The organism is Stenotrophomonas sp. SPM (assembly GCF_003105135.1).
Classification (GTDB): Bacteria; Pseudomonadota; Gammaproteobacteria; order Xanthomonadales; family Xanthomonadaceae; genus Stenotrophomonas.
This window is the reverse complement of the sequence record NZ_QETL01000100.1, coordinates 1-14,626: the sequence shown is the minus strand read 5'-3', so window position 1 is coordinate 14,626 and position 14,626 is coordinate 1. Positions and strand designations below refer to the sequence as shown.

Genomic DNA, 14,626 nt, shown 5'->3' with positions numbered 1-14,626 from the left:
GCCGGCCCAGCTGCTGGCGCGCACGCGCATGGCGGTTGGCCGCGCGCAGGGCGATCACCTGCATGCGCAGGCGCGAGGCCAGGCGCCCGGCCACCAGCGCCGCCGCGAGGAACAGGAACACGGTGATCACGCCCTGCCGCGCACCGATGGCGAAGGTGAAGCGCGGCGCGATGAACAGGAAGTTGTAGGCCAGGAAGCAGAGGATCGCCGCCATCACCGCCACGCTGGCGCGGGTGCGTGCCGCCACCAGCACCACCGCCACGATGAACACCATCGACAGGTCGGCCATACCTACCCACCGTTCGCCGAGCCATGCCACCGCGCAGGCCAGTGCGGTGGCCAGCAAAGCCTGCAGCGGCTCGTGGCTGATCCCGCGCATCGGTGGCAGCAGGCCTTCGCGGCGCGCGCGTGCGCGTGCCTGCGGCGTGCTGATGATGGTGATCTCGTAATGCGCGCCGCGCTGGATCAGCTGCTGGGTCAGCGTGCGGTTGAACATCCGCGCCAGCGGCCGCTCGCGGGTTCGGCCCAGCACCAGGGTCGACACACCGTTGTGCGCGGCATGGTCGAGCAGGGCGTCGGCGATGCTCGAGCCATGCAGCAGCTCGGCATCGCCGCCCAGCCGCCGCGCCAGCGCGAAGGCCGCGTCGATCTCGCGGCGTGTGGCCTCGTCCTGGCGCCGGCCCTGCACGGTCACCACCGTCCACGGCGCATCGCGACGTTCGGCGATGCGTCGCGCCACCCGCACCAGGTATTCGCTCTGGCCACCGCCATCGATGGCCACCAGCACGCCGCGGCGCAGCGGCAGGTTGCCTTCGCCGCGGGCGGCGCGGGTCTCGCGCAGGCTGCTGTCGACCCGGTCGGCCGCCTCCTGCATCGCCAGTTCGCGCAGCGCGGTCAGGTTGGCCGGCGAGAAGAACGCCTGCAGTGCCTGCGCGGCCTGCTCGGGCACGTACACCTTGCCCTGCTGCAGGCGCGCGATCAGCTCGCGCGGCGGCAGGTCCACCAGCACGATGTCGTGCAGGCGGTCGAGCACGCCGTCGGGCACGGTCTCGCTCACCCGCACGCCCGTGATGCGCATCACCACGTCGTTGAGGCTTTCCAGGTGCTGGATGTTGACCGTGGTCCAGACGTCGATGCCGGCGTCCAGCAGCTCCATCACGTCCTGCCAGCGCCGTTCGTGGCGGCTGCCGGGTGCATTGCGATGGGCCAGTTCGTCCACCAGCACCAGTGCGGGATGGCGCTCCAGCACCGCGTCCAGGTCCATCTCCAGCAGCGCGTGGCCGTGGTAGGCCACGTCCTTCAGCGGCAGCTGCGGCAGGCCTTCCAGCAGGGCCTGGGTATCCACGCGGCCATGCGTCTCGACCAGCCCCACCACCAGGTCCACGCCACGGCGCAGCTGTTCCTGCGCGCGGGTCAGCATGGTGTAGGTCTTGCCCACGCCCGGCGCCGCGCCGAGGAACACGGTCAGCTTGCCGCCGGCCTCGCGCTGCAGGCCTTCCACCAGCGCGTCGGCCTGGCGGGTACGCGCATCATTCATCGCCGCTGCTGTCATGGCCGCCATTGTGCGCGCCGTCGGTGCAGGCGGGCATCACGGTGCCTTCGCCGCCTGGTCCAGGGCGAAGTTCAGGGTCACCACGTTCACCCGCGGCTGCCCGAACACGCCCCACTGGCGGCCTTCGGTATGCGCCTGCAGCAGCGCCTGCACGCGTTCCACCGGCAGGCCGCGCGCACGCGCCACGCGTGCCACCTGCACCTGCGCGGCAGCCGGTGACAGCTGCGGGTCCAGGCCGCCGCCGGACTGGGTGACCAGATCGGCCGGCACCTGCGCCGGGCTCACGCCTTCGCGCGCCGCCACCGCCGCGGTGCTGGCGGCCACGCGCTCGGCCAGCGCCGGGTTGCTGCGGGCCAGGTTGGAACCGGCCGCGGCCATCGGGTCATAGTTGGCCGCCGAAGGCCGCGCCTGGAAGTAGCCATCACCATTGAACGGCTGCGCCAGCCAGGCCGAGCCGCGTACCTGGCCACTGCCATCGCGCAGCAGGCTGCCTTCGGCCTGGGTCGGGTAGCTCAGGCCGGCAAAGCCGGTGGCGATACCGGCGTAGACCGCACCGGCCAGCAGCAGGGTGGCCAGGCCCAGGCCGATCGCCGGGCGCCAGCTGGCATCGTCCTGCAGGCGCGCCACGCGGGCCTCGGCCGGATGTTCGCGGGGCAGGGAAGAAGAAGTGGAGACAGAACGGTTCATGCGCCGGATACCAGGACAAGAAGAAGGTCGATCAGCTTGATCGCCGCGAACGGCAGCAGCACGCCACCGAGGCCGTACACCAGCATGTTCCGGCGCAGCAGCGCGGTTGCCGTGGCCGGGCGGAAGCGCACGCCACGCAGGGCGAGCGGGATCAGGGCGGGAATCACCAGGGCGTTGAAGATCAGCGCCGCCAGCACTGCGTTGCGCGGGCTCGACAGCTGCATCACGTTCAACGCGGCCATGGCCGGGACCGCAGCGGCAAACAGCGCCGGCAGGATCGCGAAGTACTTGGACACGTCGTTGGCCAGCGAGAAGGTGGTCAACGCGCCGCGGGTGATCAGCTGCTGCTTGCCCACTTCCACCACCGCCAGCAGCTTGGCCGGGTCCGAATCGAGGTCGACCATGTTGCCGGCCTCCTTCGCCGCCTGCGTGCCGGAGTTCATCGCCAGGCCGATGTCAGCCTGGGCCAGCGCCGGCGCATCGTTGGTGCCATCGCCGACCATCGCCACCAGGCGGCCACCGGCCTGTTCCTGGCGGATGCGTGCCAGCTTGTCTTCCGGGCGCGCCTCTGCGATGTAATCGTCGACGCCGGCTTCGGCGGCAATCGCAGCAGCCGTCAGCGGGTTGTCGCCGGTGATCATCACCGTGCGGATGCCCATCGCCCGCAGCTGCGCGAACTTCTCACGCATGCCGTGCTTGACCACGTCGGACAGCTCGATCACGCCCAGCACATGGCGACCCTCGGCCACCACCAGCGGGGTGGCACCGTTGCGCGCCACCTGTTCGACGCGCCCGGCCAGTTCGGCCGGCACCGTGCCGCCCAGAGCCTGCACGTGGTTGCGGATCGCATCCAGCGCACCCTTGCGGATCTGCCGGCCATGCTCGAGGTCGACGCCGGACATGCGGGTCTGTGCACTGAAGGCCAGGTACTCGGCCTGCTCCGGTTCGGCGGTGCTGCAGCCCTGCTCGCGCGCCAGGCGCACGATGGATTTGCCTTCCGGGGTCGGGTCGGCCAGCGAGGACAGCAGCGCCGCTTCGCGCAGCTGGCTGGCATCGATGCCGGCCAGCGGGTGGAAGTGGCTGGCCTGGCGGTCGCCGTAGGTGATGGTGCCGGTCTTGTCCAGCAGCAGCACATCGACGTCGCCGGCCACTTCCACCGCCTTGCCCGACTTGGCCAGCACGTTGGCGGCCAGCGCACGGTTCATGCCGGCAATACCAATCGCTGGCAGCAGGCCGCCGATGGTGGTCGGGATCAGGCACACCAGCAGCGCGATCAGCAGCAGCGGATCGACCTTGACGCCGACGTAGGCGCCGATCGCCGGCAGGGTCGCCACCACCACCAGGAAGGTCAGCGTCATCGCCGCCAGCAGCAGGGTCAGCGCGATCTCGTTGGGGGTCTTCTGCCGGTTGGCACCTTCCACCAGCGCGATCATCCGGTCCAGGAAGCTGTGGCCCGGCTCGGCGGTCACCCGCACGATGATCTGGTCGGACAGCACCTTGGTGCCGCCGATCACGCCGGAGCGGTCGGTGCCGGCCTCGCGCAGCACCGGCGCCGACTCACCGGTCACCGCCGCTTCGTTGATGGTGGCCAGGCCCTGCACGATCTCGCCATCGGCCGGTACCAGCTCGCCGGCACTGACGATCACATGGTCGCCCGGGCGCAGCTCGGCAGCGGCCACCTGGGTTTCGGCCGCACCCGGCTGCGGCGCGGCCAGCCGGCGTGCCACCAGGTCCTGGCGGGCACGGCGCAGCGAGGCGGCCTGGCCGCGGCCGCGGGCTTCGGCCACCGCCTCGGCGAAGTTGCCGAACAACACGGTCACCAGCAGGATCGCGGTCACCGCCAGGCCGAAGCCCAGCGGCGCGTTGCCGGTCAGGGTGACGATGGCGGCGACGATCGTGCCGGCCATCACCACCGCCATCACCGGGCTGCGTACCAGGTGCATCGGCGAGAGCTTGCGCACCGCTTCCACCAGCGCACGGCGCAGGCCGGCGGCATCGAGCAGGGCAGGGCGCGGGGCAAGGGAACTGCGGGAAGAACTTGCGTGGGTACTCATCAGGGTGTCCTTAGTGCAGTCCCAGGCTCAGGTGGTCGGCGACGGGGCCGAGGACCAAAGCCGGCATGAACTGCAGCACGGTCAGGATGACGATCACCGAGACCAGGGTCAGGGCGAAGGTCGGGGTTTCGATCTGCAGGCTGCCGGCCGACTCCGGTGCCTGGCGCTTGGCGGCCAGCTGTGCGGCCACCACCAGCGGAATGATCAGCAGCGGGAAGCGGCCCAGCAGCAGTACCAGCGAACAGCTCAGGTTCCACCACACGGTCGCATCGCCCAGGCCCTCGAAGCCCGAGCCGTTGTTGGCATAGGCCGAGACGTACTCGTAGAACACCTGGCTGATGCCGTGGAAGCCCGGGTTGGAGGTGCCGGCCAGGCCGGGCACGGCCAGGGTGATCGCGGTGAACACCAGCAGGGTGATCGGCTGCAGCAGCACCAGCAGGGCCAGCAGGCGTACCTGCGGGGTTTCCAGCTTGCGGCCGAACAGTTCAGGCGTACGCCCGGTCATCAGCCCGGCCAGGAACACGCCCAGCAGCAGGTAGACGATGAACTGCTGCAGGCCGCAGCCGATGCCGCCCCAGATCGCGCTGACCAGCATGTTGACCATCGCGATGCCACCGCTCAGCGGCGCCAGCGAATCGTGCATGCCGTTCACCGAGCCGTTCGACACCTGGGTGGTCACCGCCGCCCACAGCGCCGTGCCATCGGCGCCGAAGCGCACTTCCTTGCCTTCCATCAGCAGCGGCGTGGCCGCGCTGGCGCTGTGGCCCTCGCTCCACATCATCGCGCCGGTGGAGAGCAGCGACATGCCCAGCATGCAGCTGAACACCAGGACGCCGAAGCGGCGTCGCCCGGTGAACGCACCGATCATGAAGATCACCGCCAGCGGGATCAGCAGGATGCCCACCACCTCCAGCATGTTCGACACCGGGGTCGGGTTCTCCAGCGGGAAACTGCTGTTCGGGCCGTACCAGCCGCCACCGTTGGCGCCCAGCTGCTTGGCCGCGACCATCGCCGCCACCGGGCCCAGCGGCAGCTTCTGCTGGGCCATGCCGGCACTGGCGTCGATCGGCGTGGCCTGCGGTCCGCCAGCCATGGTCGAGGGCACGCCCTGGCTGGCCAGCAGCAGGGTCCAGACCAGGCACAGCGGCAACAGGAAGCGCACGCACAGACGCACCACGTCCACGTAGTAGTTGCCCACCGGCACCTGGCGGTCGCCGCCGGCCGCAGTCGCCGCCGTAGTCTGCGGTGCACGCGCGAACAGCGCACGCAGCGTGGCCACCGCCAGCGCCAGGCCCATCATCGGCGTCACCACCTGCAGGCCGGTGATGCCGGTCATCTGCGAGAGGTAGGACAGCTGCGCCTGGCCCGAATAGTGCTGCTGGTTGGTGTTGGTCAGGAACGAGATCATCGTGTGCAGCGCGGTGTCCCAGCGCATGTTCGGGATCTGGTCCGGGTTCAACGGCAGCCAGGCCTGGGTCATGAACACCGCCTGGGTCAGCACCGCCACAACCACGTTGCTCAGCACGAAGGCCAGCACGTAGCCGCGCCAGGACATCGAGCGCGCGGCATCCACGCCGAACAGCCGGTACAGAGGTTTCTCGATCCAGTGGAACAGCACGTCGACCTTCATCGGCGTGCCACGCATCACGCGCGCCAGGTACAGGCCCAGCGGCCAGGCCAGCAGCAGGCTGGCGGCAAGAATCACAAGCATCTCAGTCATGGCAGGCTCCGCTCAGAACGACTCGGGCCGCAGCACGACATAAAGAAGATAGGCGGCGGCAACCAGCACCAGCACGCCACAGAACAACGACAGCCAGGGGGACATGGGAAATGCGTCCTGGTGGAACCCCTCCACCTCAGGCCGCCATCGTCGTCCTGTCCCCCATAAACGCACTACGCGCCGGACGGGGCCGGCGCGTAAAGAGTGCATAAATTCCGTTGTTGCCGGGCCTCAACCGCCCGGGGCCATCCCCTTCAACTCGCGGTAGCGTTGCAGGCTGGCCTCGATCTCGGCCTTCAGCGTGACCTGCTGCTGCTCGAAGCTGGCCTGCAGGCGCTGCTGCGCCTGCAGCTGGGCGTGGCGCTGGCGGATCGCCTCGGCCTGCTTGTCGTCCACCTTGTCGCCGGCCAGCTCGCGATCACCGGCCGTCCCCAGCAGGGTCACCAGCGAATCGCGCAGGCTGCTGACGTTGTAGCGGGCGGTGTTCAGATTGTTGTCGAGCACTTCCTGGCGCTCATTGAACACCTTGCGCAGTGCATCCTCGCTGCCATAGGTCGACAACATGGCCTGCTCGGTGCGCTGCTTGGTCTGCGCAGCCATCAGGTCCAGCTGGGCCTGCGCCGCCACGGTGGCCGCGGCGGCGCGTTCCTCGTCGGTCAACGCGCGCTGCACCTGCGCATTGCGCACGCCGCTGTTGGCGTTGAACTCCTCGCGGGCGTTGTTGACCGCATTGGCCGGCAGCGAATCGCTGCAGATCCGCTCCTTGCCCTCGTTCCAGCAGTACAGCTTCTTGTCCGGCGTGCCGGACTGGGCCAGCAGGCTGACCGGCAGCGCCAGCAGCAGGCTGGCGGCAACGATGGCAGGAACTCGGAACATGCGACCTTCCCTTGGGTCAGCGTGCGGAACGGACGCCGTACTGGGCGCGATAGGCCTCCAGCGGCTGCCGGTAGCCCACAAGTTCCGGGTTTCCGGAGGCGAAATCAAGCAGATCGGCCAGAGTTGCGACGGCGATCACCGGGATGCCGGCTTCCTCGGCCACGGCCTGCGCCGCCGAGCGGTGGTCGGCTTCCGAGGCGATCTCCTGGCGGTCCAGCGCCACCACGATGCCGGCCGGGATGCCGCCGGCAGCGCGGATGATGGCCAGGGCTTCGCGGATGGCGGTGCCGGCGGTGATCACGTCGTCGACGATCAGCACGCGCTTGCCGGTCAGGTCGGCGCCGATCAGCTGGCCGCCCTCACCGTGGTCCTTCACTTCCTTGCGGTTGAACGACAGCGGCAGGTCGCGGCCACGCTGGGCCAGCTCGCAGGCCATCGCGGTGGCCAGCGGGATGCCCTTGTAGGCCGGGCCGAAGACCACGTCGTACTTGATGCCGCTGGCGTCGATGGCGTCCGAATAGCAGGCGCCCAGCTGGGACAGCAGCGAGCCGGAGTCGAAACGGCCGGCGTTGAAGAAATAGGGGCTCAGCCGGCCGGACTTGAGGGTGAACTGGCCGAAGCGCAGCGCATCGGCGGTCAGGGCCAGCTGCAGGAAACGGTGGCGGTGGTCGCTCATCAAAACTCGATTCATCTTCATTTGGAGCACAAATCCTAATCCAGCTGGGCTTTCCGCGCTCGTCCGGCCCCGTGTGAAGGCCCTGCCGGGCCCATCCGGCGGGCTGCGCGGGCCGCCGGGCAACCGGTATGCTTGCCCGGTTTCCCGCCGTAGGTTCATCCGCATGCGCATCATCAGTTTCAACGCCAATGGCATCCGCTCGGCCGCCACCAAGGGCTTCCTCGACTGGTTCCGGGCCCAGGACGCCGACGTTCTGTGCATCCAGGAAACCAAGGCGCAGGAGGACCAGCTCACCGATCCGATGTTCCGCCCGGACGGCCACCACTGCTTCTACCGCGACGCCATCACCAAGAAGGGCTACAGCGGCGTGGCGATCTACAGCAAGCGCGAGCCGGATCAGGTCATCACCTCGCTGGGCTGGGCCCCGTTCGACGACGAAGGCCGCTACATCGAGGCCCGCTTCGGCAATCTCAGCGTGGTCTCCTTCTATATTCCGTCCGGCAGCTCGGGCGACCTGCGCCAGGGCTTCAAGTTCGAAGTGATGGAATGGCTGCGGCCGATCCTGGAAGAGTGGGCGCGCAGCGGGCGCGACTATGTCCTGTGCGGTGACTGGAACATCGTCCGCTCGGCGCTGGACATCAAGAACTGGAAGTCCAACCAGAAGAATTCCGGTTGCCTGCCCGAGGAGCGCGACTGGCTCAACGGCCTGTGCGCCGACCACGGCCAGGCCACCGACGTGGCCACCGGCCGCGGCTGGGCCGATGCCTACCGCCTGCTGCACCCCACCGGCGAGGACTACACCTGGTGGAGCAACCGCGGCGCCGCCCGCGCCAACAACGTCGGTTGGCGCATCGATTACCAGTTCATCACCCCCGGCCTGCGTGACCGCCTGCGCAGCTGCGCGATCTACCGCGACGAGCGCTTCTCCGACCACGCCCCGTTCACCGTGGACTACGACCTGTGAGCGAAGCCGCTGCAAAGCCCAGCTACAAGGGCTGGGCCGGGATCAAGCGCGCCTTCGGCACGCCCTCGGCCCTGACCATGGCCCTGTTGGGCTTCGGCAGCGGCCTGCCGTTCCTGCTGATCGCCTCGCAGACCCTGTCCACGCGCCTGCGTGATGTCGGCCTGGACCTGGGCAGCATCGGCCTGATCAGCTTGGCCAGCTTCTTCTACCTGCTGAAGTTCGTCTGGGCGCCGCTGCTGGACCGCTATGCCTTCCCGCTGCTGGCCTTCATGGGGCGCCGCCGCTCCTGGCTGCTGCTTTCGCAGGTGGCCGTGCTGATTGGCCTGGTCGCGCTGGCCTTCGTCCGCCCCGAACAGGGCGTCTGGCCGCTGGTGGCCTGGGTGCTGGTGGCGTCCTTCGCCGGTGCCACCCAGGATTCGGTGGTTGATGCCTACCGCATCGAGATCGCCCCGGAAACCGCTCAGGCCGCGCTGGCGGCCACCTACACCCTGGGCTACCGCATTGGCCTGATCCTGGCCGGTGCCGGCGCGCTCTATCTGGCCCAGTTCGAAGGCTGGATCATCGCCTACCTGGCCATGGCCGGGCTGATGCTGCTGCCGATCATCACCACCCTCCTGTGCCGTGAGCCGGACCGCCCCGCGCAGGCCGTGCAGCGCCGCATCGATGTGGCCGAAGCCTTCGTGCAGCCGATCACCAGCTTCTTCACCCGCAACGGCATCGCCCTGGCGCTGGGCCTGCTGGCCTTTGTCGGCCTGTTCAAGTTCCCCGACCAGGTCATCGGCGTGATGGCCGGCCCGTTCTACCTCGATTCGGGCTTCGACAAGGCCGACATCGCCACCGTCTCCAAGCTGTTCGGCGTCTGGATGGGCATCGGCGGCGCCTTCCTCGGCGGCATCGCGGTGGCCGCCTTCGGCTTCCGCCGCATGCTGCTGGTGGCGGCGCTGGGTGTGGCCCTGTCCAACCTCGCGTTCCTGTTGATGGCGCACAACCCGGGCCAGCTATGGGCGTTCTACGCCGCGCTCAGCGCCGACAACCTGTTCCAGGGCTTCGCCGGCACCGTGCTGGTGGCCTTCATGTCCTCGCTGACCGACCGCAACTTCACCGCCACCCAGTACGCCCTGCTGGTGTCGCTGGCCAACCTGCCGGGCAAGTTCGTCGGCGGCGTGTCCGGCTACATCGTGGAGGCCACCTCCTACAGCACCTTCTTCATGCTCAGCGCGGTCACCGTGGTGCCGACCCTGCTGCTGCTGGCCTGGCTGTGGCCGCGCATCCACGACCGCAGCGCCCCCGCCCCCTGATTGCCTGACTGCGCAACCTGCGGGATGATCGCCGCGGACGCGCCGAGGGGGCGGTGCCTTGCGAACGGGGGAGTGAGCATGGCCGATGTAGTGCTGCGGGACGTGGACCCGCTGCTGTTTGAACGTATCCGAAGGGTGGCCGTAGCGCGCGGCTGGACCCACGAGCAGACCTGTTGGGTGCTGCTTGAACAGGGCCTGCTGAGCAGCGAGCTTGAAGTCCGCTCCGGCTTCGGCGATCCCGAGGTGGATGCCCTGTCAGCGGCGATCGCCGCCCTGCAGGCGATGCCGGCGGGGCAGGGATTCGATTGAGCTGACACCGCGTCGCCGGGCATGGCCCGGCGCTACCGCGCGCTCTTGTAGAGTCGAGCCATGCTCGACTGCCTTGCCATCACGCTAGGTGGATCGCCCCGAGAATCCGCGGCCCCGATGCCCCGGTCACGCTCGGCAGGTTTCCGGCCATCCCGTCCATCGTCCGCTGCGCCAGCCAGGCGAAGCCCATCGCCTCCATGTACTCCGGGTCCAGCCCATGCACGGCGCTGGATTCCACCGCCACGCCCGGCAGCAGCGCCGCCAGCCGGTGCATCAGCTGCCGGTTGTGCACGCCGCCCCCGCAGACCAGCACCCGGCGGGTGTCCGGCTGCTGGGCCCGCAGTGCATCGGCCACGGTCACCGCGGTCAGCTCCAGCAGCGTGGCCTGCACATCGGCGGCCGCGTACTCGCCTTCGCCCATGCGCGCCTCGGCCCAGGCCAGGTGGAACTGCTCGCGGCCGGTGCTCTTGGGCGGCGGCAGGTCGAACCACGGGTCCGCGCGCCAGCCGGCCAGCAGCGCCGTGTCCACCGCACCACTGGCCGCATAGGCGCCATCGGCGTCGAAGGTGCGGCCGGTATGGCGCTGGCACCAGGCGTCCATCAGCGCGTTGGCCGGGCCGGTGTCGAAGCCGCGCGGCATGCCGTCGCGCGGGATCAGGGTCAGGTTGCCGATGCCGCCCAGGTTGAGCACCGCGCGGTCTTCGCCGGCCGTGCCCAGCATCGCCAGGTGGAAGGCTGGCATCAGCGGCGCCCCATGGCCGCCGGCCGCCACGTCGCGGCGGCGGAAGTCTGCCACGGTGGTGATCCCGGTCAGCTCGGCGATGCGGTTGCCATCGCCCAGCTGCACGGTGAAGGCCGGATCGGCCAGCGGCCGGTGGCGCACGGTCTGCCCGTGCGAGCCGATCGCCCGTACCTGGCCGCGGTCCACGCCGGCCTCGTCCAGCAGCTGGTTGGCGGCCGCCGCGAAATTGATCGCGATGCGTGCATCCAGCTCGCCCAGCTCCTCCAGCGACTCCAGCGGACCGCCTTCGCCCAGCGCCACCAGCCGCGCGCGCAGCACCGGCTCCCAGCGGGCGGTCAGGCCGTGCACGAAGCGGCAGCCGCCGCTGGCGGGGAACTGCACCAGCGCGGCATCGATGCCGTCGGCGCTGGTGCCGGACATCAGGCCAAGGTAGAGCGGGGCATCGGCGTCGGCAGTCGTGTTCATGGCGGGCATAAAAAAAGGACGCGGCAAGCTTGGGCTGCCGCGTCCTTTTTCGTCAACGCAGGGCCGGTCAGCCGCGCTTGTGGCCGTTGGCCGGCTTGGCCTTGGCGCTGGCCACCTCGGTCGAAGCGGTGGCCTCGCGGCTGCTCGGGGCCGGGCTGGCCTCGGCGTAGATCAGCTTCTCCATGCCCTGGATACGGGCCATGGCCGGTGCGGTCTGCGCCCGGAAGGCCACCAGCTCGGCGCCCTTCAGCGGTTCCGGCGGCGGCATGGTCACCGTCAGCGGATTGCGGTGCTCGCCGTTCACGCGGAATTCGTAGTGCAGGTGCGGGCCGGTGGCCAGGCCGGTCGAGCCGACGTAGCCGATCACCGTGCCCTGCGCCACGCGCTGGCCGGTCTTGATGTTCGCAAAGCGCGACATGTGCCCGTACAGGGTGGTGTGGCCACGGCCGTGGTCGAGGATGACCACGTTGCCGTAGCCGCGCTGCACGCCGGCGAACTGCACGCGCGCATCGCCGGCGGCCATGATCGGCGTACCGGTGCGCGCGGCGTAGTCCACGCCCTTGTGCATGCGCATCTTGCCCAGCACCGGGTGCTTGCGCGCGCCGAAGGTCGAGCTCAGCCGCGCGAACGGGATCGGCATGCGGATGAAGCTCTTCTTCAGCGAACGACCGTTGATGTCGTAGTACTCGGATTTGCCGCCGCGCTCGAAGCGGAAGCCCGAATAGGTCTTGCCACCGGTGGTGAAGGTCGCCGCCAGGATCTTGCTGGTATCGACCTTCTCGCCCTCGCGCCAGGTCTCATCCATCACCACGCTGAAGCGGTCGCCCGGCTGCAGGTCCTTGGAGAAGTCGATGTCGTACTTGAAGATGTCGTCGGTCATCGTCGCGATCGCCGACGGCGACAGCCCGGCCCGGCGCGCCGCGGCATACAGCGAACTGGTGATCTCGCCGCTGGTGACCACCGTGCGCGTGGAGGTCTCGCGCTTGATCACCTTTTCCTTGATGTCATCGCCGGCCAGGCTCAGTTCCACCCGGTTGTCGCCATCGCGGTCGAAGCGGATGCTGCGCAGGTCGCCCGAAAGCGGCATGTCGAAGGCGATCTCGGCGCCGGGGCGCAGCTTGGTCAGCGATTCACGCGCGCCCGGATGGTCCAGCACGCGGTGCAGGGTGGTGGCGGGGATGCCGGCCTGGTCGAACAGGTCGCTCAGGGTCTGCCCGCGCTGCACCCGCAGCACCTGCCAGCTGTCGCCCGGGGTCTGCTGCTGGCGGGCCAGCGACAGCGGCGGCAAGGGCAGGGCCAGGCTGGTGTGGCTTTCGGCGTAGGGCGAATCGATGGTGTGCGAGAAACCCGGCACGATCGTCGCCACCAGGGCGCCGATGGTCGCGAACAGGCTGGCGTGCACCCAATGGCGGCGCGTCCAGCGTTCATTGAAAGCGGCGGGGAGATGCTGCCTGAGCTTCCGGTGCAGGGCATTGTCGTGCAGGACGTGGAGACGTTCCTGGAAGCGCTGCTTGCGTGCGCGCCCTTGTTCGGAATTTTGCATCAGTGGTTTTTTCCTGCGGCCCGGGAGCGCGGGCCTGATCGCCGGTTACCATAGACACCTGAGAAAACCGCGTCAAACCCTTGTGCCTATTGGCTTTTGTGAAGCCGGATGGGTTAACTTGGCGTTAACACCCCACACAAGAAACGGCATAGCCGGGAGTAGTCACCGTGTCCTCGATTGAAGAAGCCCTTGCCCTGATCGGCCGTGGTGCCGACGAGATCCTCAAGATCGAGGATCTGCGTGCGCGCCTGCAGGAAGGCCGTCCGCTGCGGATCAAGGCTGGCTTCGACCCCACCGCGCCCGACCTGCACCTGGGCCACACCGTGCTGCTGAACAAGCTGCGCCAGTTCCAGGACCTCGGCCATCAGGTCATTTTCCTGATCGGTGACTTCACCGGCATGATCGGCGACCCGTCCGGCAAGAGCCTGACCCGCAAGCCGCTCAGCCGCGAGGACGTGCTGGCCAACGCCCGTACCTATGAAGAGCAGGTCTTCAAGGTGCTGGACCGTGACAAGACCCAGGTCCGCTTCAACTCGGAGTGGTTCAGCAAGATGGGTGCGGCCGACATGATCCGCCTGGCCAGCCAGCACACCGTGGCCCGCATGCTCGAGCGCGATGATTTCGCCAAGCGCTACGCCGCCCAGCAGTCCATCGCCATCCACGAGTTCCTGTACCCGCTGGTGCAGGGCTACGACTCGGTGGCCCTGGAAGCAGACGTCGAACTCGGCGGTACCGACCAGAAGTTCAACCTGCTGATGGGCCGCGGCCTGCAGGAACACCACGGCCAGAAGCCGCAGGTGGTGCTGACCATGCCGCTGCTGGAAGGCCTGGACGGCGTCAACAAGATGTCCAAGTCGCTGGGCAACTACATTGGCATCAGTGAACCGGCCATCGAGATCGTCACCAAGACCATGAAGGTCGACGACACCCTGATGTGGCGCTGGATCGAGCTGCTGTCCTTTGATATCAGCCAGGCTGAAGCGGTCTCGCTGCGTGAAGAGGTCGCCGCCGGCAAGCTCAACCCGCGCGTGATCAAGCTGCGCCTGGCACGTGAGCTGGCAACCCGCTTCCACGACGCCGCGGCGGCCGATCAGGCCATTGCCGGCTGGGAAGCGGCCGTGACCGGGCAGGGCGACATCACCCAGCTGCCGCTGCAGGAGGTGGCCATTCCCGCCGAAGGCCTGCGTATTGCCGCACTGCTGACTGCTGCCGGGCTGACCCCGAGCAACTCCGAAGCCAACCGCAAGCTCAAGGAGCGTGCGGTCAAGGTAGACGGTGAAGTAGTCGAGGACGGACAGCAGATGCTGCAGCCGGGCTTCGAAGGCCTGCTGCAGGTGGGCAAGCGCACCTTCGCCCGCGTGCGCCTGGTTGCTGCCTGACACCATATGGAAGGGCCGGCGCCAGCCGGCCCTTCCTTTGCTTCGGCTCTTGGCGGTATGCCTCCGCGGGCGCGATGGATGAACGGATGCAACATCCGTTGAAAAAAATCACCACACCCCCTTCACAAACCCTGTGGATGGGGGCATACTTCTCCTCCCCCGTCGCAGGGGTCGCCACCAAGGGGCTTCAGCGACAACAGGGCGCCCACCACCCCGAACGAGATGATCGAACGAAGGTGTTGACGGACTGAAAAAGTCTGGCATAATGGGCGGCTCGCTACGAAGGAAACTTCGCAGCACACGGGAACGGCGCTGAGGCCGCTTCCCCTGATCTTTGAAAGTATGCGCAGGTATCTTGTGA

The 14,626-nt window shown here is 68.5% G+C and carries 13 protein-coding genes; 4 read left to right on the top strand and 9 right to left on the bottom strand.

Annotation, left to right across the window (positions count from 1 at the left end; translation table 11 throughout):
* From DCO49_RS16550 to pyrE, 7 genes are all read right to left on the bottom strand, one after another.
* On the bottom strand, positions 1-1,537 hold a 1,537-nt coding region (locus DCO49_RS16550), incomplete at its 3' end, for a DUF4118 domain-containing protein (RefSeq protein ID WP_133249443.1).
* A gap of 51 nt (positions 1,538-1,588) precedes the next feature.
* Positions 1,589-2,239, bottom strand: a complete 651-nt coding sequence (kdpC, locus tag DCO49_RS16545) for a potassium-transporting ATPase subunit KdpC (RefSeq protein WP_116864939.1) — start codon at positions 2,237-2,239, stop codon at positions 1,589-1,591.
* The gene (gene kdpB / locus DCO49_RS16540; protein WP_116864938.1) at positions 2,236-4,293 is read right to left on the bottom strand and encodes a potassium-transporting ATPase subunit KdpB; all 2,058 of its coding nucleotides are present in this window, start codon (positions 4,291-4,293) and stop codon (positions 2,236-2,238) included. Before kdpB ends, kdpC begins: the two co-directional genes overlap by 4 nt.
* Positions 4,294-4,303: 10 nt before the next feature.
* The gene (gene kdpA, locus DCO49_RS16535; protein WP_116864937.1) at positions 4,304-6,013 is read right to left on the bottom strand and encodes a potassium-transporting ATPase subunit KdpA; all 1,710 of its coding nucleotides are present in this window, start codon (positions 6,011-6,013) and stop codon (positions 4,304-4,306) included.
* 12 nt (positions 6,014-6,025) lie between these two features.
* Positions 6,026-6,118 (bottom strand): potassium-transporting ATPase subunit F, encoded by a 93-nt coding sequence (locus DCO49_RS16530; RefSeq protein ID WP_079225483.1) that lies wholly within the window; start codon positions 6,116-6,118, stop codon positions 6,026-6,028.
* 126 nt (positions 6,119-6,244) lie between these two features.
* The gene (locus DCO49_RS16525; protein WP_116864936.1) at positions 6,245-6,889 is read right to left on the bottom strand and encodes a hypothetical protein; all 645 of its coding nucleotides are present in this window, start codon (positions 6,887-6,889) and stop codon (positions 6,245-6,247) included.
* Between the two features lie 16 nt (positions 6,890-6,905).
* Positions 6,906-7,565, bottom strand: a complete 660-nt coding sequence (gene pyrE, locus DCO49_RS16520) for an orotate phosphoribosyltransferase (protein WP_108767480.1) — start codon at positions 7,563-7,565, stop codon at positions 6,906-6,908.
* A 163-nt stretch (positions 7,566-7,728) separates the two neighbouring features.
* Between pyrE and DCO49_RS16515 the strand changes: the two genes are divergently transcribed.
* From DCO49_RS16515 to DCO49_RS16505, 3 genes are all read left to right on the top strand, one after another.
* Positions 7,729-8,529 (top strand): exodeoxyribonuclease III, encoded by an 801-nt coding sequence (locus DCO49_RS16515; RefSeq protein ID WP_116864935.1) that lies wholly within the window; start codon positions 7,729-7,731, stop codon positions 8,527-8,529.
* Complete coding sequence (locus DCO49_RS16510; RefSeq protein ID WP_116864934.1) at positions 8,526-9,827, top strand: MFS transporter; 1,302 nt, start codon at positions 8,526-8,528, stop codon at positions 9,825-9,827. The genes DCO49_RS16515 and DCO49_RS16510 overlap by 4 nt, the downstream gene beginning before the upstream one ends.
* A gap of 78 nt (positions 9,828-9,905) precedes the next feature.
* Positions 9,906-10,136, top strand: a complete 231-nt coding sequence (locus DCO49_RS16505) for a hypothetical protein (protein WP_116864941.1) — start codon at positions 9,906-9,908, stop codon at positions 10,134-10,136.
* A 79-nt stretch (positions 10,137-10,215) separates the two neighbouring features.
* Here DCO49_RS16505 and DCO49_RS16500 read toward each other — a convergent pair whose 3' ends face one another.
* Positions 10,216-11,343 carry an anhydro-N-acetylmuramic acid kinase gene (locus DCO49_RS16500; RefSeq protein ID WP_116864940.1) on the bottom strand — a complete coding sequence of 376 codons (1,128 nt, stop codon included), beginning with the start codon at positions 11,341-11,343 and terminating at the stop codon, positions 10,216-10,218.
* Between the two features lie 67 nt (positions 11,344-11,410).
* Positions 11,411-12,886 carry a peptidoglycan DD-metalloendopeptidase family protein gene (locus DCO49_RS16495; RefSeq protein ID WP_116864933.1) on the bottom strand — a complete coding sequence of 492 codons (1,476 nt, stop codon included), beginning with the start codon at positions 12,884-12,886 and terminating at the stop codon, positions 11,411-11,413.
* A 167-nt stretch (positions 12,887-13,053) separates the two neighbouring features.
* Here DCO49_RS16495 and tyrS point away from each other — a divergent pair, with 167 nt between their 5' ends.
* Positions 13,054-14,265 (top strand): tyrosine--tRNA ligase, encoded by a 1,212-nt coding sequence (gene tyrS, locus DCO49_RS16490; RefSeq protein ID WP_116864932.1) that lies wholly within the window; start codon positions 13,054-13,056, stop codon positions 14,263-14,265.
* Positions 14,266-14,626 lie beyond the last annotated feature (361 nt).

Bases quoted from the DNA above. Each gene is read 5' to 3' on its own strand.
- DCO49_RS16515 (WP_116864935.1), top strand. From the start codon at position 7,729: ATGCGCATCATCAGTTTCAACGCCAATGGCATCCGCTCGGCCGCCACC.
- pyrE (WP_108767480.1), bottom strand. From the start codon at position 7,565: ATGAGCGACCACCGCCACCGTTTCCTGCAGCTGGCCCTGACCGCCGAT.
- DCO49_RS16505 (WP_116864941.1), top strand. From the start codon at position 9,906: ATGGCCGATGTAGTGCTGCGGGACGTGGACCCGCTGCTGTTTGAACGT.
- kdpB (WP_116864938.1), bottom strand. From the start codon at position 4,293: ATGAGTACCCACGCAAGTTCTTCCCGCAGTTCCCTTGCCCCGCGCCCT.
- kdpA (WP_116864937.1), bottom strand. From the start codon at position 6,013: ATGACTGAGATGCTTGTGATTCTTGCCGCCAGCCTGCTGCTGGCCTGG.
- DCO49_RS16530 (WP_079225483.1), bottom strand. From the start codon at position 6,118: ATGTCCCCCTGGCTGTCGTTGTTCTGTGGCGTGCTGGTGCTGGTTGCC.
- DCO49_RS16500 (WP_116864940.1), bottom strand. From the start codon at position 11,343: ATGAACACGACTGCCGACGCCGATGCCCCGCTCTACCTTGGCCTGATG.
- DCO49_RS16495 (WP_116864933.1), bottom strand. From the start codon at position 12,886: ATGCAAAATTCCGAACAAGGGCGCGCACGCAAGCAGCGCTTCCAGGAA.
- DCO49_RS16525 (WP_116864936.1), bottom strand. From the start codon at position 6,889: ATGTTCCGAGTTCCTGCCATCGTTGCCGCCAGCCTGCTGCTGGCGCTG.
- kdpC (WP_116864939.1), bottom strand. From the start codon at position 2,239: ATGAACCGTTCTGTCTCCACTTCTTCTTCCCTGCCCCGCGAACATCCG.